Annotated in this window: 21 protein-coding genes; 11 read left to right on the plus strand and 10 right to left on the minus strand. The window is 47.6% G+C overall.

Annotation, left to right across the window (positions count from 1 at the left end):
* Window positions 1–118: 118 nt before the first annotated feature.
* From F5971_RS07485 to F5971_RS07495, 3 genes are all read left to right on the plus strand, one after another.
* Window positions 119–598 carry an Hcp family type VI secretion system effector gene (locus F5971_RS07485; protein WP_036510676.1) on the plus strand — a complete coding sequence of 160 codons (480 nt, stop codon included), beginning with the start codon at window positions 119–121 and terminating at the stop codon, window positions 596–598.
* A 314-nt stretch (window positions 599–912) separates the two neighbouring features.
* Window positions 913–1515, plus strand: a complete 603-nt coding sequence (locus F5971_RS07490) for a lysozyme family protein (protein ID WP_202806845.1) — start codon at window positions 913–915, stop codon at window positions 1513–1515.
* 9 nt (window positions 1516–1524) lie between these two features.
* Window positions 1525–1989, plus strand: coding sequence for a lysozyme inhibitor LprI family protein (locus F5971_RS07495; RefSeq protein ID WP_036510673.1), 465 nt, complete (start codon window positions 1525–1527; stop codon window positions 1987–1989).
* Window positions 1990–2778: 789 nt separating this feature from the next.
* Here the strand turns inward: F5971_RS07495 and F5971_RS07500 are convergent.
* A complete protein-coding gene (locus F5971_RS07500; RefSeq protein ID WP_193494580.1) occupies window positions 2779–5811 on the minus strand; it encodes an efflux RND transporter permease subunit in 3033 nt (1010 codons plus the stop codon).
* Complete coding sequence (locus F5971_RS07505; RefSeq protein ID WP_193494581.1) at window positions 5811–6866, minus strand: efflux RND transporter periplasmic adaptor subunit; 1056 nt, start codon at window positions 6864–6866, stop codon at window positions 5811–5813. The genes F5971_RS07500 and F5971_RS07505 overlap by 1 nt, the downstream gene beginning before the upstream one ends.
* Before the next feature lie 219 nt (window positions 6867–7085).
* Between F5971_RS07505 and pyrC the strand changes: the two genes are divergently transcribed.
* Window positions 7086–8123 (plus strand): dihydroorotase, encoded by a 1038-nt coding sequence (gene pyrC, locus F5971_RS07510; RefSeq protein ID WP_036508161.1) that lies wholly within the window; start codon window positions 7086–7088, stop codon window positions 8121–8123.
* Window positions 8124–8195: 72 nt separating this feature from the next.
* On the opposite strand, the gene F5971_RS07515 is transcribed toward pyrC, so the two are convergent.
* Window positions 8196–9350 (minus strand): MalY/PatB family protein, encoded by a 1155-nt coding sequence (locus F5971_RS07515; RefSeq protein WP_036508164.1) that lies wholly within the window; start codon window positions 9348–9350, stop codon window positions 8196–8198.
* A gap of 193 nt (window positions 9351–9543) precedes the next feature.
* Between F5971_RS07515 and F5971_RS07520 the strand changes: the two genes are divergently transcribed.
* Genes F5971_RS07520 through F5971_RS07535 form a run of 4 tightly spaced genes read left to right on the plus strand, consistent with a single transcriptional unit; the run spans window position 9544 to window position 13116 of the window.
* Complete coding sequence (locus F5971_RS07520; protein WP_193494582.1) at window positions 9544–11082, plus strand: 2-isopropylmalate synthase; 1539 nt, start codon at window positions 9544–9546, stop codon at window positions 11080–11082.
* A 3-nt stretch (window positions 11083–11085) separates the two neighbouring features.
* The gene (locus F5971_RS07525; protein ID WP_036508165.1) at window positions 11086–12003 is read left to right on the plus strand and encodes a uracil-DNA glycosylase family protein; all 918 of its coding nucleotides are present in this window, start codon (window positions 11086–11088) and stop codon (window positions 12001–12003) included.
* On the plus strand, window positions 12000–12437 hold the full coding sequence (gene rimI / locus F5971_RS07530; RefSeq protein WP_036508167.1) for a ribosomal protein S18-alanine N-acetyltransferase: 438 nt from the start codon (window positions 12000–12002) through the stop codon (window positions 12435–12437). The genes F5971_RS07525 and rimI overlap by 4 nt, the downstream gene beginning before the upstream one ends.
* A gap of 10 nt (window positions 12438–12447) precedes the next feature.
* Window positions 12448–13116 (plus strand): energy-coupling factor ABC transporter permease, encoded by a 669-nt coding sequence (locus F5971_RS07535; protein WP_193494583.1) that lies wholly within the window; start codon window positions 12448–12450, stop codon window positions 13114–13116.
* A gap of 28 nt (window positions 13117–13144) precedes the next feature.
* Here the strand turns inward: F5971_RS07535 and F5971_RS07540 are convergent, their stop codons facing one another.
* The gene (locus tag F5971_RS07540; RefSeq protein WP_036508170.1) at window positions 13145–13681 is read right to left on the minus strand and encodes a response regulator transcription factor; all 537 of its coding nucleotides are present in this window, start codon (window positions 13679–13681) and stop codon (window positions 13145–13147) included.
* Entirely contained in the window at window positions 13681–14919 is a 1239-nt protein-coding gene (locus F5971_RS07545) for an ATP-binding protein (RefSeq protein WP_036508172.1), read from the minus strand. The genes F5971_RS07540 and F5971_RS07545 overlap by 1 nt, the downstream gene beginning before the upstream one ends.
* Window positions 14920–15025: 106 nt before the next feature.
* Between F5971_RS07545 and F5971_RS07550 the strand changes: the two genes are divergently transcribed.
* Window positions 15026–15472 (plus strand): c-type cytochrome, encoded by a 447-nt coding sequence (locus tag F5971_RS07550; protein WP_036508175.1) that lies wholly within the window; start codon window positions 15026–15028, stop codon window positions 15470–15472.
* Window positions 15473–15475: 3 nt separating this feature from the next.
* Here F5971_RS07550 and F5971_RS07555 read toward each other — a convergent pair whose 3' ends face one another.
* Window positions 15476–17809, minus strand: a complete 2334-nt coding sequence (locus F5971_RS07555; RefSeq protein WP_193494584.1) for an ATP-binding protein — start codon at window positions 17807–17809, stop codon at window positions 15476–15478.
* 249 nt (window positions 17810–18058) lie between these two features.
* Entirely contained in the window at window positions 18059–18919 is an 861-nt protein-coding gene (locus F5971_RS07560) for an N-formylglutamate amidohydrolase (RefSeq protein ID WP_223116284.1), read from the minus strand.
* 216 nt (window positions 18920–19135) lie between these two features.
* On the opposite strand from F5971_RS07560, the gene F5971_RS07565 reads away from it, so the two are divergent.
* Window positions 19136–20212, plus strand: a complete 1077-nt coding sequence (locus F5971_RS07565; RefSeq protein ID WP_036508178.1) for an NAD(P)-dependent alcohol dehydrogenase — start codon at window positions 19136–19138, stop codon at window positions 20210–20212.
* 111 nt (window positions 20213–20323) lie between these two features.
* Here the strand turns inward: F5971_RS07565 and F5971_RS07570 are convergent, their stop codons facing one another.
* Both F5971_RS07570 and F5971_RS07575 read right to left on the minus strand, forming a co-directional pair.
* Window positions 20324–21736: a GTPase/DUF3482 domain-containing protein gene (locus F5971_RS07570; RefSeq protein WP_036508181.1), complete on the minus strand. Its 1413-nt coding sequence runs from the start codon at window positions 21734–21736 to the stop codon at window positions 20324–20326.
* Complete coding sequence (locus tag F5971_RS07575; protein WP_193494585.1) at window positions 21733–22776, minus strand: DUF2868 domain-containing protein; 1044 nt, start codon at window positions 22774–22776, stop codon at window positions 21733–21735. The genes F5971_RS07570 and F5971_RS07575 overlap by 4 nt, the downstream gene beginning before the upstream one ends.
* 315 nt (window positions 22777–23091) lie before the next feature.
* Between F5971_RS07575 and F5971_RS07580 the strand changes: the two genes are divergently transcribed.
* Window positions 23092–24192 carry an alpha-hydroxy acid oxidase gene (locus F5971_RS07580; protein ID WP_193494586.1) on the plus strand — a complete coding sequence of 367 codons (1101 nt, stop codon included), beginning with the start codon at window positions 23092–23094 and terminating at the stop codon, window positions 24190–24192.
* A gap of 20 nt (window positions 24193–24212) precedes the next feature.
* Here F5971_RS07580 and F5971_RS07585 read toward each other — a convergent pair whose 3' ends face one another.
* The gene (locus tag F5971_RS07585) at window positions 24213–24896 is read right to left on the minus strand and encodes a Fe2+-dependent dioxygenase (RefSeq protein ID WP_036508187.1); all 684 of its coding nucleotides are present in this window, start codon (window positions 24894–24896) and stop codon (window positions 24213–24215) included.
* Window positions 24897–24935: the final 39 nt, after the last annotated feature.

A 24935-nucleotide genomic window follows, 5' to 3' on the forward strand; every position in this document is an offset into this window, starting at 1 on the left:
TGGGTTTTAGGAGGGATACATGTTGTGAGTAGTCGTGTATCTATTATCAATGACGTTACTGACTCATACATGAGTACACGTAACACCATTTAAAATGTGAAACTATAAGGATGTTTACATGGCTATATATTTAAAGATTGATGGCTTAGAAGGTGATGTGACTGAATCAACTCATAAAAACTGGGTTGAGTGTGATTCAATGAACTGGAATGTGAGTCGTACCCTGTCCACAAAAACAGGTCAAGGTAAAGATCGTGAGTCTACCTCTCCTCACATCAGTGAAATTACTCTGACCACCAAAATGGATAAAACATCTCCTGTTTTCTTCTCTGAAGCCTGTGTCGGTCAAGGGAAAACAGCGCTGATCCATTTGGTGCAAACAAGTCCAAATGGTGTAGAAACCTACATGGAATACACACTCACAAATACACTTGTAAGTGGGTACAGTGTTTCAGCGGATGAAGATAATCGTCCTCAGGAGTCTATTACGCTTAACTTCACTAAGATTGAGATGAAGTACACTCCATGGAATGAAGCACATCGTCCAGAAGGCAGCGTACCAGCGGGTTACGATATCGCGTTGGGCATCAAGCTTTAATCAATTGACTCTAGCGTGCGTCTATTGACGTGACATAGATAGATGCACAATAGAATAAAAAAAAGGTTTTGGAACTTAGGTTTCAAAGCCTTTTATTAAAGATGTAGTTATTTATATATGACTGATATTGTCGAAAATCTTCATAATAGAACAGCTCTAAGCCGGAAGCGATAGGAGCTTTTGCATATTAATCCGGACATAATTTATGTTGGATTAAAGCCTGAAATCATGAAGTGTAGCGATCATAAAAGTATATGTGAATTTCAGTATTCTTAATGAATTAATATTATATGAAAAGTCTAGGTTTTGATTAGATGGGTATGATCGTAAAGAAAGGACAGTTAACTTTTGATGCAGAAGGTAATGATATTGAAAACTCTGCATATTTTAGTCGTGTCATACATTGGCCTGGCAATGCAGCTTCTGGTATCACTATTGGGCGAGGATATGATTTAGGGCAACGCTTCCGTTTAGACGTTTTGAATGATATGGTGGATGCTGGGATTAGCGCTCATAAATCACAGGCCATTGCAGAGGGGGCAGGGCTCATAGGTGAGGCTGCTAGAATTTTTGTTGAAAACAATAAAGATAGTATCGGAGCAATAACGCACCAACAACAAGTTAAGTTGTTTGATAACATATATCCAACTTATGAAGTTCGTGCAAAAAGAAATTACAGAAAATGGACTTCCCTACAACAAAATAGAGTTGATTGGTGCGGTTTACATCCAGCTATTAGAGATGTGTTAGTTGACTTTGTTTACCAAGGATTCACTCGAGGTCCAAACCCAATGCGAGCAGGTATGAATAATAGTTTTGACGAGCTAATCTATTATATTGAAAATACGCCTGCTATCAGGCGGTATGAAGCTGGACGCAGACGTGCTAATTATTTGAGACAGCGAAAAAGGCAGTAGGGTGGAGGTATGAGTATTTTATTTTTAAAATTCAAGGAAAAAGTATTATTTTTGTTGCTGTTGATGTTTTTTTTAAGTGATGTTTTTTCATTCAGCATCGCTGAAGTCAAGAGCCATACTGGTAATGGTTATTTACATTGTAAGAGCATTATCACAAGCGCTCAGGTAGATAAATGTACTCAAAATAATTTAAAGGAGTCTAATGAGCTTCTTGCTGAAGTAATTGAAGTGTGGAAAAATGAAACCCTTCTATCGTACCAGCCTGACCACGAATTAGGGATGGAGCTAATAGAGCTCTTTGACATAGAGCAGTCTTTATGGGAAGCTTTTCGTGATGCAAGTTGCGTTAGAGAAGCATTTGAAATTGAACATAGCTCAATAGCGTACCTGACGACTGTGAGTCACTGTAAAGAAATCTTTAATAAAGCAAGAGTAGAATACATCAATTCTGTTATGTTATTTAGTCGATCTTAAAGATTGATATCTCAATTTTGAAACACTGTCTACCCAGTTTTACAATAACTCAGTAATTTAAAATCATCGTTGATGGTTATCAATAATGCATATCTTATCGACTATAAAAATAATCTGAACAATATTAATGTTGATCTGGTCAGTCTTAATGGCTGTAAAAATCATGATCATAACCTACAAAGCATAAAAGGATTTATTATGTCTAGAATACCCACTGAACTTTCCGAATCACACGGTAAAAATATTTCCGAACTATGTCCTTTCAGTATTGTTGAGAGAATATTTTAAAAATACGTTTAGATCAGTTTATGCCACTGAGCAAGATATTTACTCGGACAATAATGCTAAAAAATTATCAGGTGTCGATTTGTTTGACATACTGTTAAAAAATTTAAACCACCCCTTGAAAAATGAGCCACTATGTCAGCCTCCTGAAACGGCTACAGATCAAAAAAACTATACGCTTGCTGATCAGCTATTATTATTGCTTGCGACAGGGCATTACAAAGATACTAGCGCAAAACTGGAGTCAATTTGCACCGCTAGCATGTTTGAGCAGCCGTCTGGTGGGTTGTTGATGTCTGGGATTGTCAAATCACAATAGTTGAAACACATGCAAATAATGAGTTTGTCTCTAGCTCGACAATTGCTGTTGCCATCAGCAACTCTCAAAAGAAAATGATGGTAGGGTCGCTAAGGTGTATGTAATCTTTAACAGCCGTGTTGGCAGTGCTGACACGGCTGTTGATGACGGCATCACTTCCACAATCTAGCCATTCCCTCAGCCCCCTACTTAGGCGGCCCCACCACCCGAATCCCAAACAATAAGCTATACAAGGCCGGTACCGCCAAGAGCGTTAATAAGGTTGCAAAGGCAAGGCCGCTCATAATGGTGACCGCCATATCTGCAAAAAACACATCAAACGCAAGGGGCAGCATCCCCAAAATTGTCGTCACGGCGGCTAAGACCACGGGGCGCAAGCGTGACACGCTGCCATCGATCAGGGCCGTTGCTGGGGCTTCTCCATTTAAAATACGCTGATCGATTTCGTCAACCAGCACGATGGCATTCTTAATTAACATACCAGATAAACTGAGTATCCCCAACAGTGCCATGAATCCAAAGGACATGCCCGATAGGAGTAAACCCCATGTCACACCGCAGATAGCCATAGGCACACAGAGCCAGATAATGAGTGGTTGTTTGATCTTGGCAAACAAAAGCACAGAGATCACCATCATTGCTAACAGGCTTAGCGGCAATTGGCGGGCGAGGGCGTGTTTGGCATCCCCTGAGCTTTCATGTTCGCCTCCCCATTCCAAACGATACCCGGGTGGTAATGGAAGGGCTTCTATATGAGCGCGCACCTCACTAAAGGCCGATGCGATGTTAACGTTCGCTAAGGGGTCCGCACTAACCGTGATCATGCGTTGCATGTTACGACGTATGATTAAAGCTTCTTCATGCTGGGGTTCAAAACCATCGACGACTTCACTGGCCGGAACAAAATGCTCCATTGCACGGCTCCAAATCATCCGATCCTGCAATTGTGTGGCAAGTCCTCGCTCGTTGCTGGGGGCGCGCAGCAGCAAAGGAATTAAACGATCACCTTCTCGATAGAGCCCCAAGGTTTGCCCAGTGGTCAAGAGAGAAAGGGATTCGGCTAAGTCCTGTCGGCTGACACCCAACACACTGGCACGATCATCCGCGAGGGTTGGAACAATAATGTGTTCGGGCTGACGCCAATCCGTGCGAAGATTGTCCAATAAGGCGGTGTCGCGCAAAATTGTCAGGACGTCTTCGGCTAGGTCTCGAAGCACACGAGGGTCATCGCCATAAAAACGTGCCTGAATAGGTGCGCCTTTGCCAGGGCCCAGTCGCACGCGTTCTATCCAAGCTTGTGCCTGTGGATAGGTTTCTAATTCCATCTTGATTTTTTCGGCGATCTGGGGGATCTCTTCAATTGTGCGTGCGGTGACAATGAGTTGACCGTAAGCCGGATTGGTCCGCTCGGGTTGGTACACCAGCATCATTCGTGATGCTCCCATACCCGCAACACTGGTGACCTGCTCAACACCGTCTAATTTCGTGATAAATTCACTTAACTGCTTCAAATCTCGGTCGGTTGCCCGGATATCCGTGCCTTGCTCGCGCCAGTAATTGACATAAAACACCTGGGTTTGAGCATGAGGAAAGAACATTTGCGGAACCTGCTTAAACGCCATCATGCTGATACCGGTTAGCACAAGCAGTGTCAGGAGTGTCAGGCGTCGGTGATGCAAGACTAAGGTGAGTAAACGTCGGTAGCCGCCTTGATTCGTCTCTTCGTTTGCCGTTGTCTTTGCGGTGATAAACAGCAAACTGGCCAGTAAGGGCACAACCGTAATGGCCAAAATCCAGCTCAAGAGTAAGGACAAACCTATGACAAGAAACAACGAAAAGGTGTATTCACCTGTGACATCTTGCGACAGGCCTATTCCAGAAAAGGCAAGCACACCGATGACGGTGGCCGCCAACAAAGGGATTTGTGTTTGACCTGTGATGTCCGTCGCCGCTTCTCGCGCACTACGGCCTTGCTTCATACGAACTAGCATGCCTTCAGCAATAACGATGGCGTTGTCGACCAGCATGCCCATGGCAATAATTAAGGCACCCAGCGATACACGTTGCATCTGCAGCCCTGTGATTTTCATTAAAAACAGCGAGCCTGTGACGGTGAGCAATAAGGCACTGCCGACAACAACACCGGCGCGCCAGCCCATAAACAGGCAGAGCACCAAGATGACAATCGAAACGGACATGACCAAGTTAATGAGGAAAACCTTGAGTGCCTCTTCAACGAGTGTGTGCTGTTGGTAAATAGGCGACAGCTGCACACCAAGAGGCAGTTCAGTCATGCGTGCTCTGAGTGCGGCTTCGACGGCATGACCCACCTCGACAATATTGCTGTCCCCGGTTGCGGAAATGCCCAAGGTGACCGCATCCTCTCCAGCAAAGCGTATTAGCTGTCTGGGTTGCTCATGGTAGTCACGTGAGATCACGGCGATATCACCAAGACGCAGCGTATCGCCAGAAGGCGTGGTAATAAAGAGATTGCGAATATGCTCAAGACTGTCAAAATCCCCAGTAGGAACGATGCGTATAGCAAGGTCTCCTAGTGTTTTGCGCCCTGCGTCCACCACGGCATTCTGCAGTTGCAAACGTCCTGCTAGTTGTTGGGGGCTCAAACCCAGTTGAATGAAAACGGTCTGCGGGATTTCGATCAAAATACGCTCTTCACGTTCCCCTTGAATGGCAACCTTGGCAACGCCTGGCACTTGTAAAATGATGCGTCGAAGGTCTCTGGCAAAGTCACGGAGTTCTGAAGCTTCAAAGCCCGGTGCCGTGAGGGCATACAGCAAGCCAAACACATCCCCAAAACTGTCATTCACCAAGGATGGACCCGCACCCGGCGGAAGATAGGCTTGTGTGTCGTGAATACGACGGCGTAGCTCATCCCAGACTTGTGGCAACTCGGCTGAGCGGTAGGCATCTTCAATCTCTACCGTAATTTCAGATAACCCGGGCATGGATCGAGAGGTTAAACGTTTTAGTTGAGGCATCTCTTGCAGGGCAATTTCGAGCTGTTCGGTCACTTCCAGTTCAACTTCCATCGCCGATGCCCCCTTGTAAGGGGTTAAGATGATGGCTTCCTTGATGGTGAATTCAGGGTCTTCTAATTGGGGTAAGGTTAACACGGCCCAGATACCCCCCAGAAGGCAAACGAGAATTAACACCCAGGTGTTGACGGGTTTTTCAATGGAGGCACGTGCAATATCCATTAACGAGACTCCTTAAGTTCTCGATCACTGCGAACCTGCATGCCTTCACTTAAAAATCCGGCTCCAGCCGCGACGATCCATTCACCCTGATGGATACCTGACACAATTTCGATACCCTCTGCTAACAAGCGACCCAACTCAACTTGCCGTAAGGATACGGTTCCTGTTTCAGGGGCGTAGACAAACACATGGGTTTGCTCACCTTGTCCAACCAATGCTTGTAAAGGCAATACGGGACGTCGGAGCTCTTTAGGCTTTAGGGCAACTTTTACAGTCGCACTCATTCCGGGCAAGAGGCGAAGGTCACCTGGGTTTTCCATCTCAAACGTCACGCGATAGGTGCGAGAGCGAGGGTTGGGTTCGGTCGAGTATTCTTTAAAGGATAAGTCGAAAGGACGCTCAGGAAGCGACGGTAGGGTTGCCGTGACCGTATAGCCATTCGGGTCTTCGACCTCAGGTAAGAGAATTTCGGGGACGGCTATTTCAACCTCTAAACGACTCAAGTCTTGAATACGCACGACGGGTGTTCCCGCAGACACTTGCGTAAAGTTTTCCACCATACGGTCAGCAATAATTGCATCGTAGGGCGCAAAAATTTCGGTATAAATCAGGTTCTGAGCGGCGCGCTCTTTTTCAACGTTGGCGCGATCATAGGCTGTGCGTGCCTCATCTAATTGAGCTTGAGAGACATGGTTTTGTTGATGAAGCTGTTGAAGCCGTTTCAAGTCTCGCTCCGCTTTTTCATAGCCCACACGTGCAGACTCCAACAAGAGGCGATAATCCGTTTGTTCAAGACGTGCGATGAGGGCACCTTTCGCTATTTTGTCACCTTTTATGACAGGAATGTGCACTAACCGTCCTGGAACCTGAAATGAGAGATTGGCCGCTTGGGAGGCTTCCAAGCGGGCGGGAAAGTAGCGCTCAGCAATGATGGCTTCGGGATCCAATTGTAAAAGCCTGACAACGGGTAGGGTGGGAAGGTCAGGCTCGTCCTTCGACGAACCGCATCCCAACAATACCAAGCTTATAAACAGTACGAGGCTTTTTTTTAGCATTGGATAGATCCTTTAAAAAATTTCGTGTCATCCGTAAAAACGGTTAGGGGAGCGGGAGTGAACGAGATGACAATAAGTATATATACTTATTATTATGATGGTCGTTTGCGTAATTTCAATGACATTTTCCGTCATGTGCTCTGTCAAGGTCATGTCATCTTCTCGGATGGAGTATGATACACTTATCACCTTCATTGATTTGACGGAGCGTACCGCAAAATGGCCGATGTATTAACGATTACACGCCCAGATGATTGGCACTTACACCTTCGAGATGGCGAGGTGTTACCGCATATTGTTCCCGCGACAGCACTGCAAATGGGGCGTGCCGTTGTTATGCCCAATTTAAAGCCACCGGTAACGGATGTGCATCAAGCATTGGCCTATCGTGAACGTATTCTCGCGCATGTTCCCAAAGGGCGACAGTTTGATCCCTTGATGACGCTCTATCTTACGGATAACACCACACCACAAATAATTGCAGAGGCTGGGGCGAGTGAGCACGTTAAAGCCGTCAAACTCTACCCTGCAGGTGCTACCACCAACTCTGATTCTGGACTCACGGATTTAGGTAAGCTCGATGATATTTGTGCGGCGTTAACCGAAGCGAATATGCCACTGTTAGTGCATGGTGAAGTCACGCATAACCATGTCGACATCTTTGATCGAGAGAAACAGTTTTTAGACGATATTCTTGTGCCTTTGGTTGCCCGTCATCCGCACCTGAAGTTGGTGGTTGAACACATCACTACGAAGGAGGCCACCGAATTTGTGAATGCACACGGCGATCATGTCGGTGCCACCATTACCGTGCAGCATCTAGCGTATAACCGCAACCATATGTTGGTGGGGGGAATACGACCACATCTATTCTGCTTGCCAGTGCTGAAGCGCAACATCCATCAGCAAGCCCTTCAAGATGCCGTTATCAGTGGCAGTGCCAAGTTCTTTTTAGGAACGGACTCTGCACCTCATGCTAAGGGTGCAAAAGAAAGTGCCTGTGGTTGCGCTGGTTGCTACAGTGCGTATGCAGCGATTGAGTTGTATGCCGAGATTTTTGAAGATCTAGGGGTGCTCGATAAACTCGAAGGTTTCGCCAGTTTTTATGGCGCTGATTTCTACGGTTTACCCCGTAATACAGACACAATCACCCTAGTCAAAGAAGACTGGCAAGTGCCGATGGAAATGGCGTTTGGTCAGGATGTGATTGTCCCTCTGCGCTCGGGTGAAACCTTGCGTTGGAAATTGCGCCAATAACGGAACACGTAAATTCGCCGCATGGCTCACTAGAGCCATGCATCCAAACCTGTCTGAGCCATCGAAAGAGGCTCAGGCTGGTAAATGGTTCAGTAGCGCGCGTCGAATGCGCGAGACAGCTTCTTCCAGCAAGGCTCTCGGGCAACCGAAGTTCAGTCGCATAAAGCGATCATCGCCAAAGTCTCTTCCTGGCGATAGACCAACGCCAGCACTTTCAAAAAAATGTATAGGATTGTCCAAACGAGCAGCACTGATATCGATCCAGGCTAAATAGGTGGCCTCAATGGGATCCAGTTGCAAGCCCGGTATAGCATTAATCTCCTGTATTAAGTAATCACGGTTGCCTCGCAAATAATCCAGCTGGGCTTGATTCCATGCATCGCCATCTTTGAGTGCTGCCGTTGCTGCCGTGAAGCCCAGTAAGTTGACGTCAGGCACAATCCCTTTGCGTACGCATTGAAAGTCACGGCGCAGTTGTGGATTCTGGATGATGGCGTAGGAGCATCCGAGTCCAGCAATGTTATAGGTTTTGCTCGGTGCCATGAGTGTGATTGTACGTTGCGCGATTTCGGGGCTTAGGCTGGCAATTGGAATATGCTTTAAACCCGGTTCGAGAATAAGGTCGCAATGAATTTCATCAGAACACAGGATCAGATTATGCTTGAGGACCAATTCAGCTAGACGTTCGAGTTCAGTTTGTCGATAGAGAGTGCCACCCGGATTATGTGGATTGCAAAACAGAATGAGTCTTGTGTCATCTGTGATGGCCGCTTCCATGGCATCAAAATCGATAATGCTGCGTTGGTTTTCCCGCTTTAGTGGTACTTTGATCAAGCGCCGATCAGACAGATGTGGGGCCGTCATAAAGGGAGGGTAAACCGGAGCAGGGGATAAAACACTGGAGCCCGATTCTCCGGTGACACGGCAGGCTAAATGTAAGCCGCAGACAAGACCTGGGAGCCATTCAATATCATTGGCCTGGATGGGCCACTGATAGAGGGATTGCATACGCGCAATGACCAGCTCAATGAGTTCGGCAGGTGGATTGGTATAGCCAAAAATTCCATGATCAATACGCTGATGTAAGGCCTCTAGCACGGCAGGTGGCGCCATAAAGTCACTATCGGCGACCCACATGGGCAACACGCTGGTGTTTTTGTAGCGTTCCCATTTTTGGCTGGCGGTGTTCGAACGGTCAATGAGTCGATCAAAGGCTTGAGTGGGCATCGTCTATCCTATGGCTAGTATCAGCTGAATAGTTAAAATTATGACGTCTTTGGCTTGCAAATCAACCAATCGCTCGTTTAACTGATGAATGAATTTAAATCGCTGGCTTTTTGTTAAGAGTTGGCGCTGATTTTGTTATAAAATAGGCCACTATTTCAGTGAATTTCGTTTTTTCGAGTATGCGGAGCGCAGTATGAACAATAACAGAGTCATTATTTTCGATACGACCTTACGTGATGGAGAGCAAAGCCCTGGTGCGTCCATGACACGTGATGAAAAGCTACGTATTGCGCGTCAACTTGAAAAAATGCGTGTAGATGTCATTGAAGCCGGTTTTGCGATTGCCAGTCCGGGGGATTTTGAAGCGGTCAAAGCCATCGCTGACACCATCAAAGACAGTCGTATTTGCTCTTTATCGCGCGCGTTGCCTGCTGATATCGATCGGGCGGGTGAAGCCTTGGCCGGAGCAAATGCTGGGCGTATCCACACGTTTATTGCCACGTCACCCATTCATATGAAGTACAAGTTGCAAATGGAACCGGATCAGGTGGTCGAAAACGCCGTGGCGGCGGTAAGGCGTGCCCGGAGTTTGATTGATGATGTCGAATTCTCGTTAGAAGATGCCAGCCGTTCTGAGTTGGACTTTATGTGTCGTATTATCGAAGCCGTTATTGATGCAGGGGCAAGGACGATCAATATTCCGGATACCGTGGGATATGCGGTTCCTCAGGAGTTTGGTCACACCATTGGTCAGTTACTGCAGCGTATCCCGAATGCCGATAAGGCGATTTTTTCAGTGCATTGTCACAATGACTTAGGCTTAGCGGTAGCGAACTCTTTGTCGGCCGTGGCGGCGGGGGCTCGTCAGGTTGAATGTACCGTGAACGGTTTGGGTGAGCGAGCAGGCAATGCATCTCTGGAAGAGATCGTTATGGCCTTGCGTACCCGTAAAGATATTATGAAGTTGGAAACGGGCATCGACACGACACAAATCGTACCGGCATCGCGCTTAGTCTCAAGCATTACGGGCTTTCCCGTGCAGCCGAATAAAGCCATTGTGGGGGCCAATGCCTTTGCACATGAGTCAGGGATTCATCAGGATGGCATGTTAAAGCACCGCGAAACCTACGAAATCATGACTGCCGAAAGTGTCGGTTGGCACACCAACCGCATGGTGCTGGGTAAGCTGTCGGGCCGCAATGCCTTTAAAGTCCGAATGGAAGAGTTAGGCACGACCTTTAGCTCTGATGCCGAGTTGAATGAAGCCTTTGCACGCTTTAAAGAATTGGCGGATAAAAAGAGTGAGATTTTTGATGAAGACTTGGTCGCACTGGTCAGCGATGCGCGTGCGACGGCAGGGTATGAAACCTTTAAGCTCAGTAGTCTGATGGTGACATCGCAGACAGGTGAGGTGCCTGTGGCGAAGGTTGTCTTGAGTGTGGCAGGGGTAGAGCAACAAGGAACATCGGAAGGCAGTGGGCCTGTTGATGCAACCTTTAAAGCCATTGAATCCATCGTACGTTCAGAAGGCAACTTGCAACTCTATTCTGTTAATGCCATTACCAGCGGTACCGATTCGCAAGGGGAAGTGACGGTGCGCTTAGAAAAAGGTGGTCGTATTGTTAATGGTTTGGGGGCCGACACCGACATCATTACTGCATCGGCAAAAGCCTATATTCATGCACTGAACATGCTGGATGCGAATGTTCAAAAAGCACATCCTCAGGTGTAATCAATGACTGAGCCAGAGTCCGAGGGTATGGTGGCGCAGGAGTCGCTGCGCCATACCTATTTACAGGCGATCGGTGTGCAGAGTTGGCTACCGAGGGGAGCGTTGCCGCATGCGGCGCCTTCGGCTCCTTGGGTCGAGACATTTACTTGGCCGCCAACGCAGCGCTTTGAACAGTGGGAGGATGCCTTTGAGGATACGTCAGAGGTACCTGCTGCTGAGCAGCCAGTGCTTCCTGTAACACCTAGTGTCAATGCTCCGCGTGGAGTATCGCGGGCACTGGAGTCTTTGCAGGGCATGTTTGCACCCGAAGGGACGCCATCACAGAAGGTACTGGAGTCGACGCCTCCAGCTCTCTCTGAAACCACACCTTCAGCCTCAGCCTTGGACATGTCGTATCAACCCGAGCCTGTGGCACCTTTGCAAAATCCTCTGGCTGAACGCTATCCAGAGCCTCAGTTTTCATTGGTGTTGATGACGCTAGGGGAGTTGTTAATCGTTGATAGTTTGCCACCTCAAGGACGTCAGAGTTTTAGTCCGGCGCATATCCGCTTTGTGTCTGCTCTGGCACGTAGCTTAGGGGTGCAAGGGTATGACATTAACCCTATTCACCATCACTGGCCTGCCTTTGTCGGATCTGCACTCAATCAAGGGCCAGATGAGGCGCTGCGTTCAGTGCGCCGACTGTTGGGTAATATGTTGAAAAGCCAAGAAATTAAGCGCGTGCTTTTGTTGGGCGAAGCCTCGGCCCAGTGGATACTCGAACAGCCGGAGCCTTTAGACTCCTTGCGTGGATTACGCTTTTCGTTACGTGCGGGTGTGGCGGCGGTGTCGAGTCACAGCGTGACGGCTTTATTGCGGATACCTGAATTGAAAGCCGAGCTGTGGGCGGATCTTCAGCCATTGCTGGCAACGCGAACATGATTGATCGGTTGCTTCCCAATCAGTTACCCGCGGTTAGAGCCTTGGAGGCACAGTGTTTTGATGATCCTTGGTCTGAAAATCTCTGGCTTCGTATACTCAAGTCAGGTGCGGCTTGGCAATGGCATCATCAGGGTCAGATCCAGGCGTTTATGTTGTGTTCGTGCGTGTTGGATGAAGCTGAGTTGTTGCGCATTGGCACTTTACCCTCGGCACGTCAACAAGGCTTGGCATTGCAGCTCTTGGAGCGAGGAATTGAGGACTTGGCAACGCTCGGGATTATACAATTGCATTTAGAGGTGCGTCGTTCAAACACGGCGGCCATTCGTTTGTACGAACGTGCTGGGTTTGCAATGAATGGCGTGCGTAATGGATATTATCCTGCCGAAGGATCTTATCCCAAAGAGGATGCTTTGTTATTTAAACGAACATGGTAAGGCAACGCAGATGAGTGTGTCTGACGGTTTATTGAGTTTGGTGTGGGTGTGGTCGGCGACTGCAATCTATCTGTTGATCTTGGCTCGGGTGTGCATGACACTGCCTTGGCGCATTTTTATGCGTGAGCGCGGCATACAGCATATGTTTTTTGGTGCCATTCTCGTGTTGGTCTTGATGTGGCAAATGCGGGCGGGTGTCTCGGCAGGCTTGACCGTGCATTTCTTAGGGATGACCACTTTAACCCTCATACTGGGTTGGGATTTTGCTGTGCTTGCAGGCAGCTTGGCGATGCTAGTGATGGCTGTATTGGGCGTAGAAAGTGTGTCTTCTTTACCCGTGAGCCTTATTTGTGTGGTGGTGTTACCAGTGTTAGTAACGATGCTTGTGCTACGGATTGCTGAAGCAAAGCTCCCGCGCAATTTTTTTGTCTATATGTTCGTTTGTGCATTCTTCGGTGCGGGCTTGGCCGTAGCCATATCCGGAATGTCGATGGCGATGCTGCTGTGGTTAGATGGCGTCTATAGCTGGTCCGAAATTTACCTCAATTACGCCATGTACTTGCCTTTAATTATGATGCCGGAAGGATTATTAAACGGAATCATCATGACCGGGGTTATGGTGTTTCATCCAGATTGGATTCGTACTTTTGATGCTCGGGTGTATATCGACGAGCAGTAAACTACTCAAATCTATCTGGAAAAAGGATCTAGCGCTTGACTGGGTATTTAGCAAGTTTCCGCTGCAGTGTGCGCCGGTGCATGTTGAGTGCACGTGCTGTGGCGGAGATGTTACCGTCATGTTCGCGCAAGGTTTTTTGAATATGCTCCCATTCCAGGCGGTTGACAGACATAGGTTCGGGGTTGATGTCTTGGTCTGGGTTCACCCTGTCTTCAAGAAGCGCTGCCAGAATTTGATCCGCATCAGCAGGCTTAGGCAGGTACTGGTTAGCGCCAAGCTTGATCGCATCAACAGCGGTGGCAATACTGGCATAGCCTGTTAACATGAGAATGCGCATGTCTGGGTAGAGTTGACGTAGATCACGTATCAAGGTCAACCCAGAAGCTCCTTCCATCTTGAGATCGATGCTTGCGAGATCAAAGGCTTGCAGTTTGGCTATCTCGATTCCCTCTTCAGCACTACTGGCTTGGGTAACCTGATAACCACGACGCGTGAGCGCTCTCGCGAGTACGCGTGAAAAAACTGGATCATCGTCAACAACGAGAAAGTGTTCTGGATTCATCATTAGGCCTTATCAATTGGGTGGATAGCGAGGCGAACTTCAGTCAGTGTGCCGCCTTGAGGGTGACTGTAGAGTCGTACATCCCCTTTTTGACTGGTTAACGTACTGGTGGTTAAAAACAAGCCTATACCCAATCCACCTTTGGTGGTGACGAAGGGTTTGCCCAATGTTTGCATCTGCTCAGGGGTGAGTCCCGGTCCTTCATCGTGTAGTTTCAACCAAATGGAGTCAGTGTCCCAGTCGAGGAAAATGCGAATAGGGGCTGGGCTGGCATCTGCTGCATTGTTGAGCAGGTTTAATAGAGCTTGCCGCAACGAGACATTACTGTTAATCCATGGAGTAGAATCTTTGTGAGTCTGGGTAAAGTCAAACGTTGCATGTGGGCGCTGAAGCTGCCATGTGCTAAGAAGTTCGCTCATAAACTCCGTAATGGGCTGTGGAATATCTTCATTATTAGCGATGCTTTGTGTGAGTGCTTTCAGGCGACTGGCACACAAATCCACCTGTTGCTGCATAAGTTCGATGTCATCTTTGAGCTCAGGATGGTCAAGCTCTAAGTCCTTTAAAACAATTCTCAGCGTTGATAAGGGGGTTCCCAGCTCGTGTGCGGTGCCAGCGGCCATCGTGGCGAGTGCAAGGAGTTGTTGGTCTTGGATGCTTTTCTCGCGCGCTTGCTGTAACTTGTGCTCGCCTTGGCGCAGTGAGCGCTGCATGCGAACAATAAAAACACTAATGAGAGCAACGCTCAGAATAAAGCTTAACCACATGCCTGTGACATGCAAATCAAACAGCTGGATTACGCTGTGTTGGTGCCGTGCAGACAGCTCGACCAATGATACATGATGGTACAATAGCGAGGTGTAAAGCCCGCAGACAAACACGCCCATGGCCAGCGTATATAAAAGAGGAAGGGTGCTAGCAGTGATGATCAGAGGGATGAGCAAAATGGAAATAAAAGGATTCGTGGCACCCCCAAATTGATAGAGCAGGCTTGAGTAAAGAATGGCATCGGCACAGAGTTGGCTAAAAAATTCAGGATGCAATACGGGCCAGTTTGAATGTAAGCGCAATCCCGTCATCAGATTAACGGCAAAGAGTGCGGACAAACTTAGAGCCGTCATGGCAACATTGGGGTGCAGATGCAAGACCATGACCGCAAACACGATCATCGCACATAACACAAAGAGCAATAAGCTGCGAATATACGTGAGTTGTAACAGGTGTTGATGATGTTGGTGCACGCGCTTCTCCTTTGTCCCGACCTATTATACGCTTTTTCTGGGAACCAAGGCTGCGTCAGACTGTCGCATGTGTGTAGATTTTATTTGATGAGAACTGGGAGCATTGATGTTGTTACGAAAGCTAGTACCGGTGTTAACCCTATCCTTGGCATCGGCCAGTGTCAGTGCGGATAGGCTTAAGCCTGAAGATGCAGTGGAGTATCGCCAATCGGCCTTTCGCTTGATGAGTTTTCAGCTGGGCGTGTTAAATCCTTTGCATCGTCGACAGGCCTATGATGACGAGGCGTTTGCGTATCGTGCCGAGACCTTAAGCCGCTTAGCCGAATTAGCGCTTGAAGGTTTTACCGAGGACTCAAAGGGACAACAAAGTCGAACACAGGCACGCATGTGGGATGAACGTGAAGACTTTGAAGCGCGTTTGCGCGAGTTTGCTGCGACGACTGCCCAAATGGCTGAGCGCTCAGCAGCAGGCGACAATCGCGCAACACGGGACTTATTTCGTCAGACGCTTCAATCCTGTAAGTCCTGTCATGACCGTTATCGAATCGAGTGATGCCTAGGTGAGCCAGCGTTCGAGTAAACGTGAAAGATTGTTAAGATTGTAGGGCTTGGCTAAGAAATCATTCATGCCACAGGCAATGCACTCTTTTCGATCATCAGCCGTGGCATTCGCTGTTAATGCCGCGATTGGCATGCGATAGTCATTTTGTCTGAGCAATTTAGTGGCGGTGTAGCCATCCATAACAGGCATTTGACAGTCCATGAGAATCAGATCGAAATGCTCTTTCGCGACCATTTCAATTGCAATCTGGCCATTTCCTGCAACCGCTGGAGTAATGTTAAATTTCTCTAACAACTTTATGGCAAGTTTCTGATTCACAATATTGTCTTCAACTAAGAGGATGCGTTTGCGCGAATAGTCGAGGAATTTTGTTTCACCGGCTTGGTCTTCTGCTGGGCGTTTACAAGGAAGGTAAGGAATCACTAACCAAAACAGTGAGCCGACGCCCTCTTTACTGGCAACCTGCATGTCGCCACCCATTAGACGAACCAGCTCACGTGATATCTTTAAGCCGAGCCCTGTACCGCCGTATTTGCGACTTGTGGAGCTGTCGGCTTGCGAAAAGCTCTGAAATAGCTTTTTCTGGACAGCCGGACTCATGCCGATGCCAGTGTCTTTAACACCAATTTTTAAGCAGTTATTCTCGACGGTGGCGCGCAGGGTGACTCGTCCATGTTCGGTAAATTTGAGTGCATTGGACAATAAGTTGTTGAGAACTTGCCGTAAACGCAGTGAGTCGCCAGTGATGTATTCATTCACTTCACGATTTAAGCTCAGCTCAAGGATCACATTTTTACTTTTCGCCGCATTTTGGAAAATATCGGTCACATTGTGCAGAAGTTCGTGCAGGTTAACCGGGGCATGCTCGATGCTCATTTTACCCGCTTCAATTTTAGAGAAGTCGAGAATGTCATTAACCAGCCCCAATAATAACTCCGCCGAACTTTGAGCGAGTCGAACCTGTTCGGCTTGCTCATCCGGAAGCGGGCTGTGTTCAAGTAACGAAAGCATCCCGATGACCCCATTAATGGGGGTGCGTATTTCATGACTCATGTTGGCTAAAAATTGGCTTTTCGCTTGCGTCGCCTGTAGCACGCGATCCTGTTGTTCTTTTAACTTAACTGCGGCCGCATTGATACCGGCTTTAAGGTTGTCGAGGTCACCGACATACTCGCCCTTTACGCGCTTTTTAAAATCGCCGGCGGCGATTTCACTGATCACCGTGTTGGATTCGGTGATGCTTTTTTCCAGGTTTTCAATCAGCTCATTAAATCGCTGTGTGAGTACGCCGAGTTCGTCCATGCGTCTAATGGGGATCGCGTTTGAAAAATGCCCTGAGCGAATGACATTGGTGATGGCGTCGACCATGCGATCAATTGGCTTAATGACTTGCTGGCGAACCAAGAAAAGTAAGATGGCAATAACCAGTAGCAAAATGGTGATAATCGAAACAATCACTCGCGTGATGGAGGTTAAGCCCTCTTCAATACGGTCGGTGACCGGCTTTGAACTACTGACAAGGATGCTACGACCCAGTAAAAAACCGGAGTGCTCGTAAATCGGCATGTCAAAAATGATGCGATCATCATGAATTTCAACAGAGCGCTCCTGCAAGTTACCAAGATCAGGCCTGACTTGTTTGATGTAATCAGCAATACCTATATCAAACCATTTCGAGTGGGCAACAATATGTTCGTGATCAAAAAATGGGTTGTTTAAATAGATGGGGGGGACAACGCCGTCAAAGCGCTCTCGTATGCTGCCTATGTTGAGTAATACGACCCAATCAAAGCCTTCACGTTTGAGGTCTTGGACCACCGTTTCAATACCTTGGCTAACAGAGACGATGCCAATGAGTTGGCCTTCATCAAACACAGGGGCAAAACCAATTATGCCTAAGCCTGTATTGCCCATGCCAAAGCTGACCGTCACGTTCTGAAGGGTTAAGGCAGAGGCAGCGAGTAAGTTAGGAATCCGCTCGTTTGATGGGGTCGGATCCCAGGATTTAGCAAAGAGGGTTTGGTCGCGTGTAATGACTTCCGCACGAATATCTTGATTGGGCGATAAACGTTCAAAGTCAGCACGAAGACTTTCAATGCCGGCATAGGCTAAGGGTTGATTATTGGTGCGAAGTCCTTCGCGAATGCGAGGATCACGGGTCAGACTCGAAACGATGGCTTTAACAGACTCTTCTTTCGCGGCTAAACGTAATGTCACCTCTTTCTGAGCCAGCTCTAACGCTTCAGATTTTGCGCTGATTTCAATAGGCACAATCGTATCACGGTACAGAATGTACAAAAGAACACTCAAGATAACGAGAGAGGTCATCGTAGCAGTCAGAATGATGGAGCGAAATATGGATGTCTTTTGCATTCGAGGCCGTAGGGTTAGAGTGCTAATTGAGTGTAATTAAGTGGCATTCCATCGTTTAGGTGGTGATCAGCTTACTAAAAAACGTGATAAAAGATTAGTATACGTTCTGACGAATAGTGATCTTTTTCGTGTACATCGCTTATGAATCTAATATTAGTGTCTTAAGTCTTCTCTTTCTACTTAAAAAATCAAAGTTATCAAATGTTAAGGGACAAAATGGTCATGAATGTACTGATCGAGTGCCAGCAATATCTGTTGTAAATGGGTTCGTAATCTTCGGTATTCCGGCAATAACTCGCGCGTTGCTTCATTCAAGTAAAGGCGACGGTTAATTTCAAGCTGGATTGAGTGCTTGTTCTGTGCAGGATCCGAATAGGCTTTCACCAGTTCAACGCCTTTGTAGGGATGGTTGACCCAGCAAGTGTAGCCTAACTCACTAAACACATTGCGAAGAAATTCGGTAATGCTTGGATCGGCAGTGCGGCCATCTCTATCCCCTAAGACAATATCGGGGTGTTCAAGACCTGGGTGTTCGGTTGAATACACATCAGCAACGGATGGCATCGAATGGCAGTTAATGTGCATAACACATTGATGGTGTTGATAGGTGTCCTGAAGGAGCTGTTTTAAGGTTTGGTGATACGGACGCCAATACGTTTGAATACGGTGTTGTATCTCGTCGATACTGAGCATTCGATCATATATCGGTTGTCCGTCATCCAGTATGCGCCAAATGAGGCCTTTTCCCAATCTTGATTTCTCACTCGCCAGTATAGGTTCAGGCCAAGGAGCGTTGAGTAGAGCTTCGTCAATATCATCGCTAGATCGGTTCAGATCGATGTAACTTCTGGGAAAACACGCCTCTAAAAGTGGGATGCCGATATCAGGAGCAAAGTTGAATAGGGTGTCCACATGCGTATCTTCGGCTTGACGTAGATCCTGTAGAGCCACGGCATAATTAAAGTCACTCGGATACTCGGTTCCTGAATGAGGGGAGTCGAGCACTAAGGTACGCATCGGTGTGCTAAGGGCCGCTGTGTGCATTTTAATCAAAGGTGAAGTCATGCATGCCTCCTTTTAGTGGACGATCTATTGACGCAAAAACCTCGAGTCCTTTTTCAGTTCAGCACGATACGTCAAATGACGAGTCTAACCTGATAATGGGTGTACTCAGTTTTGTCAGATATAGATGAGTTTGTAAATCTATTTCAATTTTTTTGAGGTGATTTTGTCAAACTCTGCTTTACTTAAGGTATAAAGCCACAATAAAAAGAGGTGATTATGTCAGTTATGATGAAAGCCGCTGTTTTCGTTGAACCCGGCCGTATTGAAATTGTAGATAAGCCAATTCCTGAGATAGGTCCGAACGATGCGCTGATTCGAATTACCACCACAACGATTTGCGGCACAGATGTCCATATTCTAAAAGGGGAATACCCTGTGGAACGGGGGCTGACGATTGGCCATGAGCCAGTTGGCATTATTGAAAAGCTGGGCCAGAATGTTCAAGGATATCAAGAAGGGCAGCGGGTCATCGCGGGTGCGATATGCCCAAGTTTTACATCCTACGCGTGTCAGGACGGTTGTTCTTCTCAAGATGGGGGGCATCACCACCATGGTTATAAACCGCTGGGGGGATGGCGTTTTGGCAATACGATCGATGGCTCTCAGGCGGAGTATCTGTTGGTTCCTGACGCTCAAGCCAATCTATCGCCCGTCCCTGATGGGTTGACTGACGAACAGGTTTTAATGTGTCCTGACATTATGTCCACCGGATTTGCTGGCGCTGAGTCTGCCAATATTAAGATAGGGGATACGGTTGCGGTTTTTGCTCAGGGACCGATAGGTTTGTGTGCAACAGCTGGTGCGCGTCTGCGAGGAGCTGGATTAATCATTGCCGTCGATGGTGTCGATGAACGGTTACAAATGGCTGTGAAAATGGGAGCCGATGTGACGCTGGATTTTAGGAAGGTCGATGTGGTGGCCGAAATTTTGAAGATTACTCAGGGAAGGGGTGTCGATGCATCAATTGAAGCCTTGGGGTTGCAGTCAACTTTTGAAGCTGCATTAAAAGTCCTAAAGCCAGGTGGAACACTCTCAAGCTTAGGCGTGTATTCAAGTGATTTAACGATTCCACTGGGTGCTTTTTGTGCAGGCTTGGGTGACCATAAAATCGTGACATCTTTATGTCCTGGGGGTAAGGAGCGTATGCGCCGTTTGATGCAGACCATTTCGTCAGGGCGTTTGGATTTGTCTCCGATGGTGACGCATCATTATTCTTTGGACAATATTGTGGAGGCGTACGATTTGTTCTCGCACCAGCGAGATGGAGTGCTTAAGGTCGCGATTCATGCTTAGACGTTGATTCGAAAACAGCAAGCGCTTTATGAGGCCGATAAAGTGCTTTCTGTTTTATGGCAACATTTGGAAATTTCAATGTTTGGCGTCTTGTAAATGTCCCGTTTGCTGTTAGGGATCGGTCGTCCAGACCTTTTCTTGCTCCTGAGCGAGTTTAGCCGTTAAGGTCTCATGTAAGGCGTTTTTAATCCATTGCGTGAGTTGATGTTGATGCTTGTCTTTCCATTGCTGTTTTTGCAGGGCTTTTGCCCATTGCAGCAGCTGTATTTGGTCCGATTTAGACCAGTCGGACGCCTGAGATGTTAATTCAAGCTGACCTCTCTCTGCATGGGGTTTGAACCAAACTCTTTGAGTAAACGTCAGCGCCCTAGCCATGACCACTAATGGAAAGTTTGGATGTGTCACGGGGCCGATAAATGGCTTTTCCTTTGATAAAGGCAACCATCCAAACACTTTTTTCGGGAGGTGCTGACTGGCTAACCATCCACTTGATGCACCAATAATGGCTCCAGAAACAGCGCCCAGCATTAAAGATGTACCCCCTGAGCCCAAATCAATGACGGCGCCTGTAGCCATGCCAGCGGCTCCGCTGATTATCAACAGTTCCTTTTGTTTGAGCCCCCAAAGATACCAGCGCTCTGTATTCATGAGAGAACTGTCTTGTGCCTGCCATAGACGCTCTTTTTCTGTATGTGCGTGCGCATGTCCCCACTGTGTGAGTAATTGTTCAAAAAAGTGTGTTTCAGACTGATCTAGATGTTGTTGAAACAACTCTTCTGGTGGGGTAGGTAAGACGGAGTTTAAAGGTGTGATGGCCAAACGGTAACTGATTTGTTCGCACCAATATTCCGCAAGCTGCAAGCTGACTTGTTCAATCCGCGCTTGGTCACGTTCAATAAGCCGCTGATTCAGCCGTTTAATCGCTTGCGTCCAGTCTTGTGATAATTCAGCCATTGCATTGAGTAAGGCGATCCGCGTTGGCAAGGTGGCCGTCATGGGATTAAAGACACGTACCCATTGAAAAAATTGATTCAAGGTGACTTGCCAATTTGGATCTTGATGGGCGGGGTCTATGGGGTTGATAATTGCCATGCGCGGTTGCCCCGTCCATCTAAGAATCTCCATTTCAGCCTCGTCTGCTGCGGTTAAGTCGCTGGCGGCATCCGTGATGTATAAAATGCCAGCGCCCTGCATAATGGGTGTAAGTAGTTCAACCTCATCAGGGAAGCGTTGAGCATGACTGGGTTCGTTCAGAAATGCTTGAATACGTTCTGGGCGTTGGGCGGGTGAAACGGGGATCTCGTTTAGCCAAGCTAAGACTTGTCGCGCTCGTTGGAATCCGGGGGTGTCCGTCAGCGCCATCAATACCTGATTTTGAATAATAAATTCGAAGCGCTCGGCTTTTTGAGTGGTGCCAGATTCCACTCCAATGCGGATATGGGCATTTTCGACCAGTGTCGAGACAATCGATGACTTACCTTGATTGGGATGACCCACGACACAAAAATGAGGATAGGGTTTCATGTAGAGGGCTCCATCCAAACAAGTGCATGTTTTTGCGCAAAGGCTTGCCAGCTGAGTTTGTGACGATCCGTCTCCGGATTGGAGTGATGAACCTGCAGTGCTTGCTTAATTCCTTTGCTGTTGGCTTCGGTTATCCAGTCACTCAGCTCAGCCATGGGGGTGCAGCTTGACTTCACTTTCCACAAGATTGAATGAGGCGACATATCCATAAGCTCCTTCCAGACACGTTGATCCTCATTCCAATCGTTCAGCCCCAATGAATATCTATTGTTGGGCGCTGACATTTGCCAGTACACACATGTCGCAGCGTGCCAGTCGTCCAGATGATAGGCTTGGTCGAATGGCTGAGGAGCCAGGGTTTGAGACGATGCCGCAGGTGCTTGAGTGGGCGCAATTCTTAACTCAGATGAGTGGAGTCGGTGCCACTTTACGTAGGTCGCAATCGCTAACAGGCTTCTCGGCAACAGATTGTAGGTGATGATGCTCGCCATGATAAATGGCCACCAGCGGCTAGCGTCTTGAAAGGATGTGGTATGGGCGTCGATACGGTTAAATTGCGTCGTGTCTAATAAATTGAGGTCGGGAGCCGCCTGAGGCCAGAGCGCTGCCCAAGGCGTACTGATAAGTTGCATCAATTTTAATAGGGCATCAGACGAACTCAGTAGGGTCGTACTCCAACCGAAGGCAAGGTCGGATATAAACAGCTGGATTGTGAACATGCTGAGCGTCCCGATCCCAAAGACAAGCCATAACCCTTGCAGTCGGCTAATAATCCACCAAGCTTGGATCGGTTTTGGTTGCCAGTAACGTGAGGGCTTCAGAATCTGAGTAAGCCAACTGTTTCTCACGCCCCTTACCAGTTGTAGGGTGGATAGGATCGAGCCCAGCAAAGGGAGGCCCACCCAAAGCAACAGAATCCAGAAAACATTGATGCGGCCATCATTGGGGTAATTGAGAACAGCGGTGGCGAGCATCATCCCTGCAATAAAGGATACAAGAATAAGCCACTTGGGCAGTGTCAAAGTGTCAGTTGTGTTCAATCGAATTCCTATGCGGTAAAGCCAATACGTCGATAAATAATACAGACCTAAGATGGTGACGCCTAGATGAGAGTAATAGATCGGTATACAGCGATTGGATCAGAGAAATATTAAGACCAGAGGAAAAGCGATAAAAGGTCTTTAATTAATTGCTAATGAAAATAATTTGCATTACTATGTCGATCAGCTAGGTAAGCTGAAATCATGATTCCCTTCATCCTCATGAATTCAACGCTCAATCCGTGGCAGCACTGGGGTGTTGTCGCGGGTTCCTTTTTATACAGGCTGCGTTGATTTAACCCTTTTGGATGTACTATGTCTAGGATACCGAATTCTCTTTGCTCGTTGAGTGACTATGAAATAGAAGCCAAACGACATTTACCACCGGATCTTTGGGCATATATTTCAGGCTCATCAATGGATGGCTTGACCAAACAACGCAATACAAGTGCATACGATCAATGCTTATTGCAGTCGCGTGTATTAGTTGAAGGGCTCGGTCAGGGCAGTTGTCAAACGCAATTATTCGGACAATCACTGAAGTACCCTCTACTCATTGCCCCCTTAGCCTATCAGCGTCTTGTCCACCCCATGGGCGAAATTGCCACTGTGCAAGCGGCTTTAGCACAGGGAGTTGGGTTTTGTTTGTCGACACTTTCGAGTACTTCTATTGAAGCCGTTGCTGACGCTGCATCGGAGAGTTGCCGTTGGTTTCAACTCTATTGCCAACCCGATCTAAGTGACACCTTACACCTAATCAATCGAGCAGAGCTGGCTGGTTACCAAGCGCTAATCGTTACCGTGGATGCACCCTTTAATGGTGTGCGCCATGATGAGCAACGAGCGGGGTTTCGCTTGCCTTCGGATGTTTGCGCCGTCAACTTAAACCATCTGCCTAAGCTTAGAGAAGGCGATTCTGTCTTTGAGTGTTGGATGAAAACAGCACCGACGTGGAAAACCATAACTTCGATTCTTGAGCACACGCAGTTGCCTGTTCTTCTTAAAGGCATAATGCATCCGGAAGACGCACTAAACGCTGTTGATCTAGGTGTAAGAGGTATTGTTGTCTCGAATCATGGTGGTCGTGTCCTGGATACGCAGCCTGCAAGTCTTGAGGTATTGCCTTTAATGCGTCAGGTGCTGCCAAAGGGATTCCCCATTTTAGTCGATGGTGGTATTCGACGAGGCAGTGATGTTTTTAAAGCCATTGCTCTTGGAGCGGATGCTGTGCTTCTCGGCCGATATGTGCTTTATGCATTAGCGGTTGCTGGTCCCTTGGGTGTTGCGCATATTTTAAGAGTGTTAAGAGATGAATTCGAAGCAACCATGGCGCTCTGTGGTTGTGCCCGTGTGTCCGATATATCAACAGTCTGTTTATATGATTTTCCTAGGGCCTTTTCAAATAAAGGGGGCTAGGAGTAACCAGTGATTAAGTCTCAACTTGTTTGGCTCCATTGCCTGAGCAAGTTATGGTATACACCGATAAGGCGGGTAATGTGTTCATTCTCGTGTGTGTTTTGGCGTAGGCCTTGGATGCTTTGGTCTAGCTGATACAGCGTTCGCCTCTGCTCATTATCTCGGATTAAACTTTGTAACCAAAAAAAACAGCTGATGCGGTGGCCCTTGGTCACGGGTGTCACTCGGTGGAGACTTGTTGATGGATAGAGAACCAAGTCTCCCGCTGGGAGCTTAACGGATTGCGTGCCAAAGGTATCATCAATGATGAGCTCGCCACCCTCGTATTCATCTGGCTTGCTTAGAAACAGTGTCATGGATAGATCTGTCCTGATTTTCACAGGAGTGTTGGGAACTTGGCGGATAGCATTGTCGATGTGATAACCAAACTCACCTCCATTACAGTAACAGTTGAACATGGGGGGGAAGATCTTGGCAGGCAGTGCCGCGGCCATAAAATCGTCTCGTAGCCCCAGTCGTTGTAGAATTGCATTACCCAGCTGTTCGGCCAGTGGTGAGCGTGGGTCAAGTTGTAGGTTGGTTTTTTGCTGACGAGAGGCATTGCCAGCCGTAAGTTTTCCATCTTGCCATTCGGCTTTTAATAGTGCTAATTTGATATTATGGGCTTCTTCGGCAGTAAGAATATTGTGTAAATGCAGCAGCACGTGTTGGATTCCTGTCGATTGAGTTTGAATGTTCGTGCT

The sequence above is a fragment of the Nitrincola alkalisediminis genome (genome assembly GCF_009821115.1).
Lineage (GTDB): Bacteria > Pseudomonadota > Gammaproteobacteria > Pseudomonadales > Balneatricaceae > Nitrincola > Nitrincola alkalisediminis.

Coding starts and splice junctions, on each gene's coding strand:
- F5971_RS07485 (WP_036510676.1), top strand. CDS start 119: ATGGCTATATATTTAAAGATTGATGGCTTAGAAGGTGATGTGACTGAA.
- F5971_RS07490 (WP_202806845.1), top strand. CDS start 913: ATGGGTATGATCGTAAAGAAAGGACAGTTAACTTTTGATGCAGAAGGT.
- F5971_RS07495 (WP_036510673.1), top strand. CDS start 1,525: ATGAGTATTTTATTTTTAAAATTCAAGGAAAAAGTATTATTTTTGTTG.
- F5971_RS07500 (WP_193494580.1), bottom strand. CDS start 5,811: ATGGATATTGCACGTGCCTCCATTGAAAAACCCGTCAACACCTGGGTG.
- F5971_RS07505 (WP_193494581.1), bottom strand. CDS start 6,866: ATGCTAAAAAAAAGCCTCGTACTGTTTATAAGCTTGGTATTGTTGGGA.
- pyrC (WP_036508161.1), top strand. CDS start 7,086: ATGGCCGATGTATTAACGATTACACGCCCAGATGATTGGCACTTACAC.
- F5971_RS07515 (WP_036508164.1), bottom strand. CDS start 9,350: ATGCCCACTCAAGCCTTTGATCGACTCATTGACCGTTCGAACACCGCC.
- F5971_RS07520 (WP_193494582.1), top strand. CDS start 9,544: ATGAACAATAACAGAGTCATTATTTTCGATACGACCTTACGTGATGGA.
- F5971_RS07525 (WP_036508165.1), top strand. CDS start 11,086: ATGACTGAGCCAGAGTCCGAGGGTATGGTGGCGCAGGAGTCGCTGCGC.
- rimI (WP_036508167.1), top strand. CDS start 12,000: ATGATTGATCGGTTGCTTCCCAATCAGTTACCCGCGGTTAGAGCCTTG.
- F5971_RS07535 (WP_193494583.1), top strand. CDS start 12,448: ATGAGTGTGTCTGACGGTTTATTGAGTTTGGTGTGGGTGTGGTCGGCG.
- F5971_RS07540 (WP_036508170.1), bottom strand. CDS start 13,681: ATGATGAATCCAGAACACTTTCTCGTTGTTGACGATGATCCAGTTTTT.
- F5971_RS07550 (WP_036508175.1), top strand. CDS start 15,026: ATGTTGTTACGAAAGCTAGTACCGGTGTTAACCCTATCCTTGGCATCG.
- F5971_RS07555 (WP_193494584.1), bottom strand. CDS start 17,809: ATGACCTCTCTCGTTATCTTGAGTGTTCTTTTGTACATTCTGTACCGT.
- F5971_RS07560 (WP_223116284.1), bottom strand. CDS start 18,919: ATGACTTCACCTTTGATTAAAATGCACACAGCGGCCCTTAGCACACCG.
- F5971_RS07565 (WP_036508178.1), top strand. CDS start 19,136: ATGTCAGTTATGATGAAAGCCGCTGTTTTCGTTGAACCCGGCCGTATT.
- F5971_RS07570 (WP_036508181.1), bottom strand. CDS start 21,736: ATGAAACCCTATCCTCATTTTTGTGTCGTGGGTCATCCCAATCAAGGT.
- F5971_RS07580 (WP_193494586.1), top strand. CDS start 23,092: ATGTCTAGGATACCGAATTCTCTTTGCTCGTTGAGTGACTATGAAATA.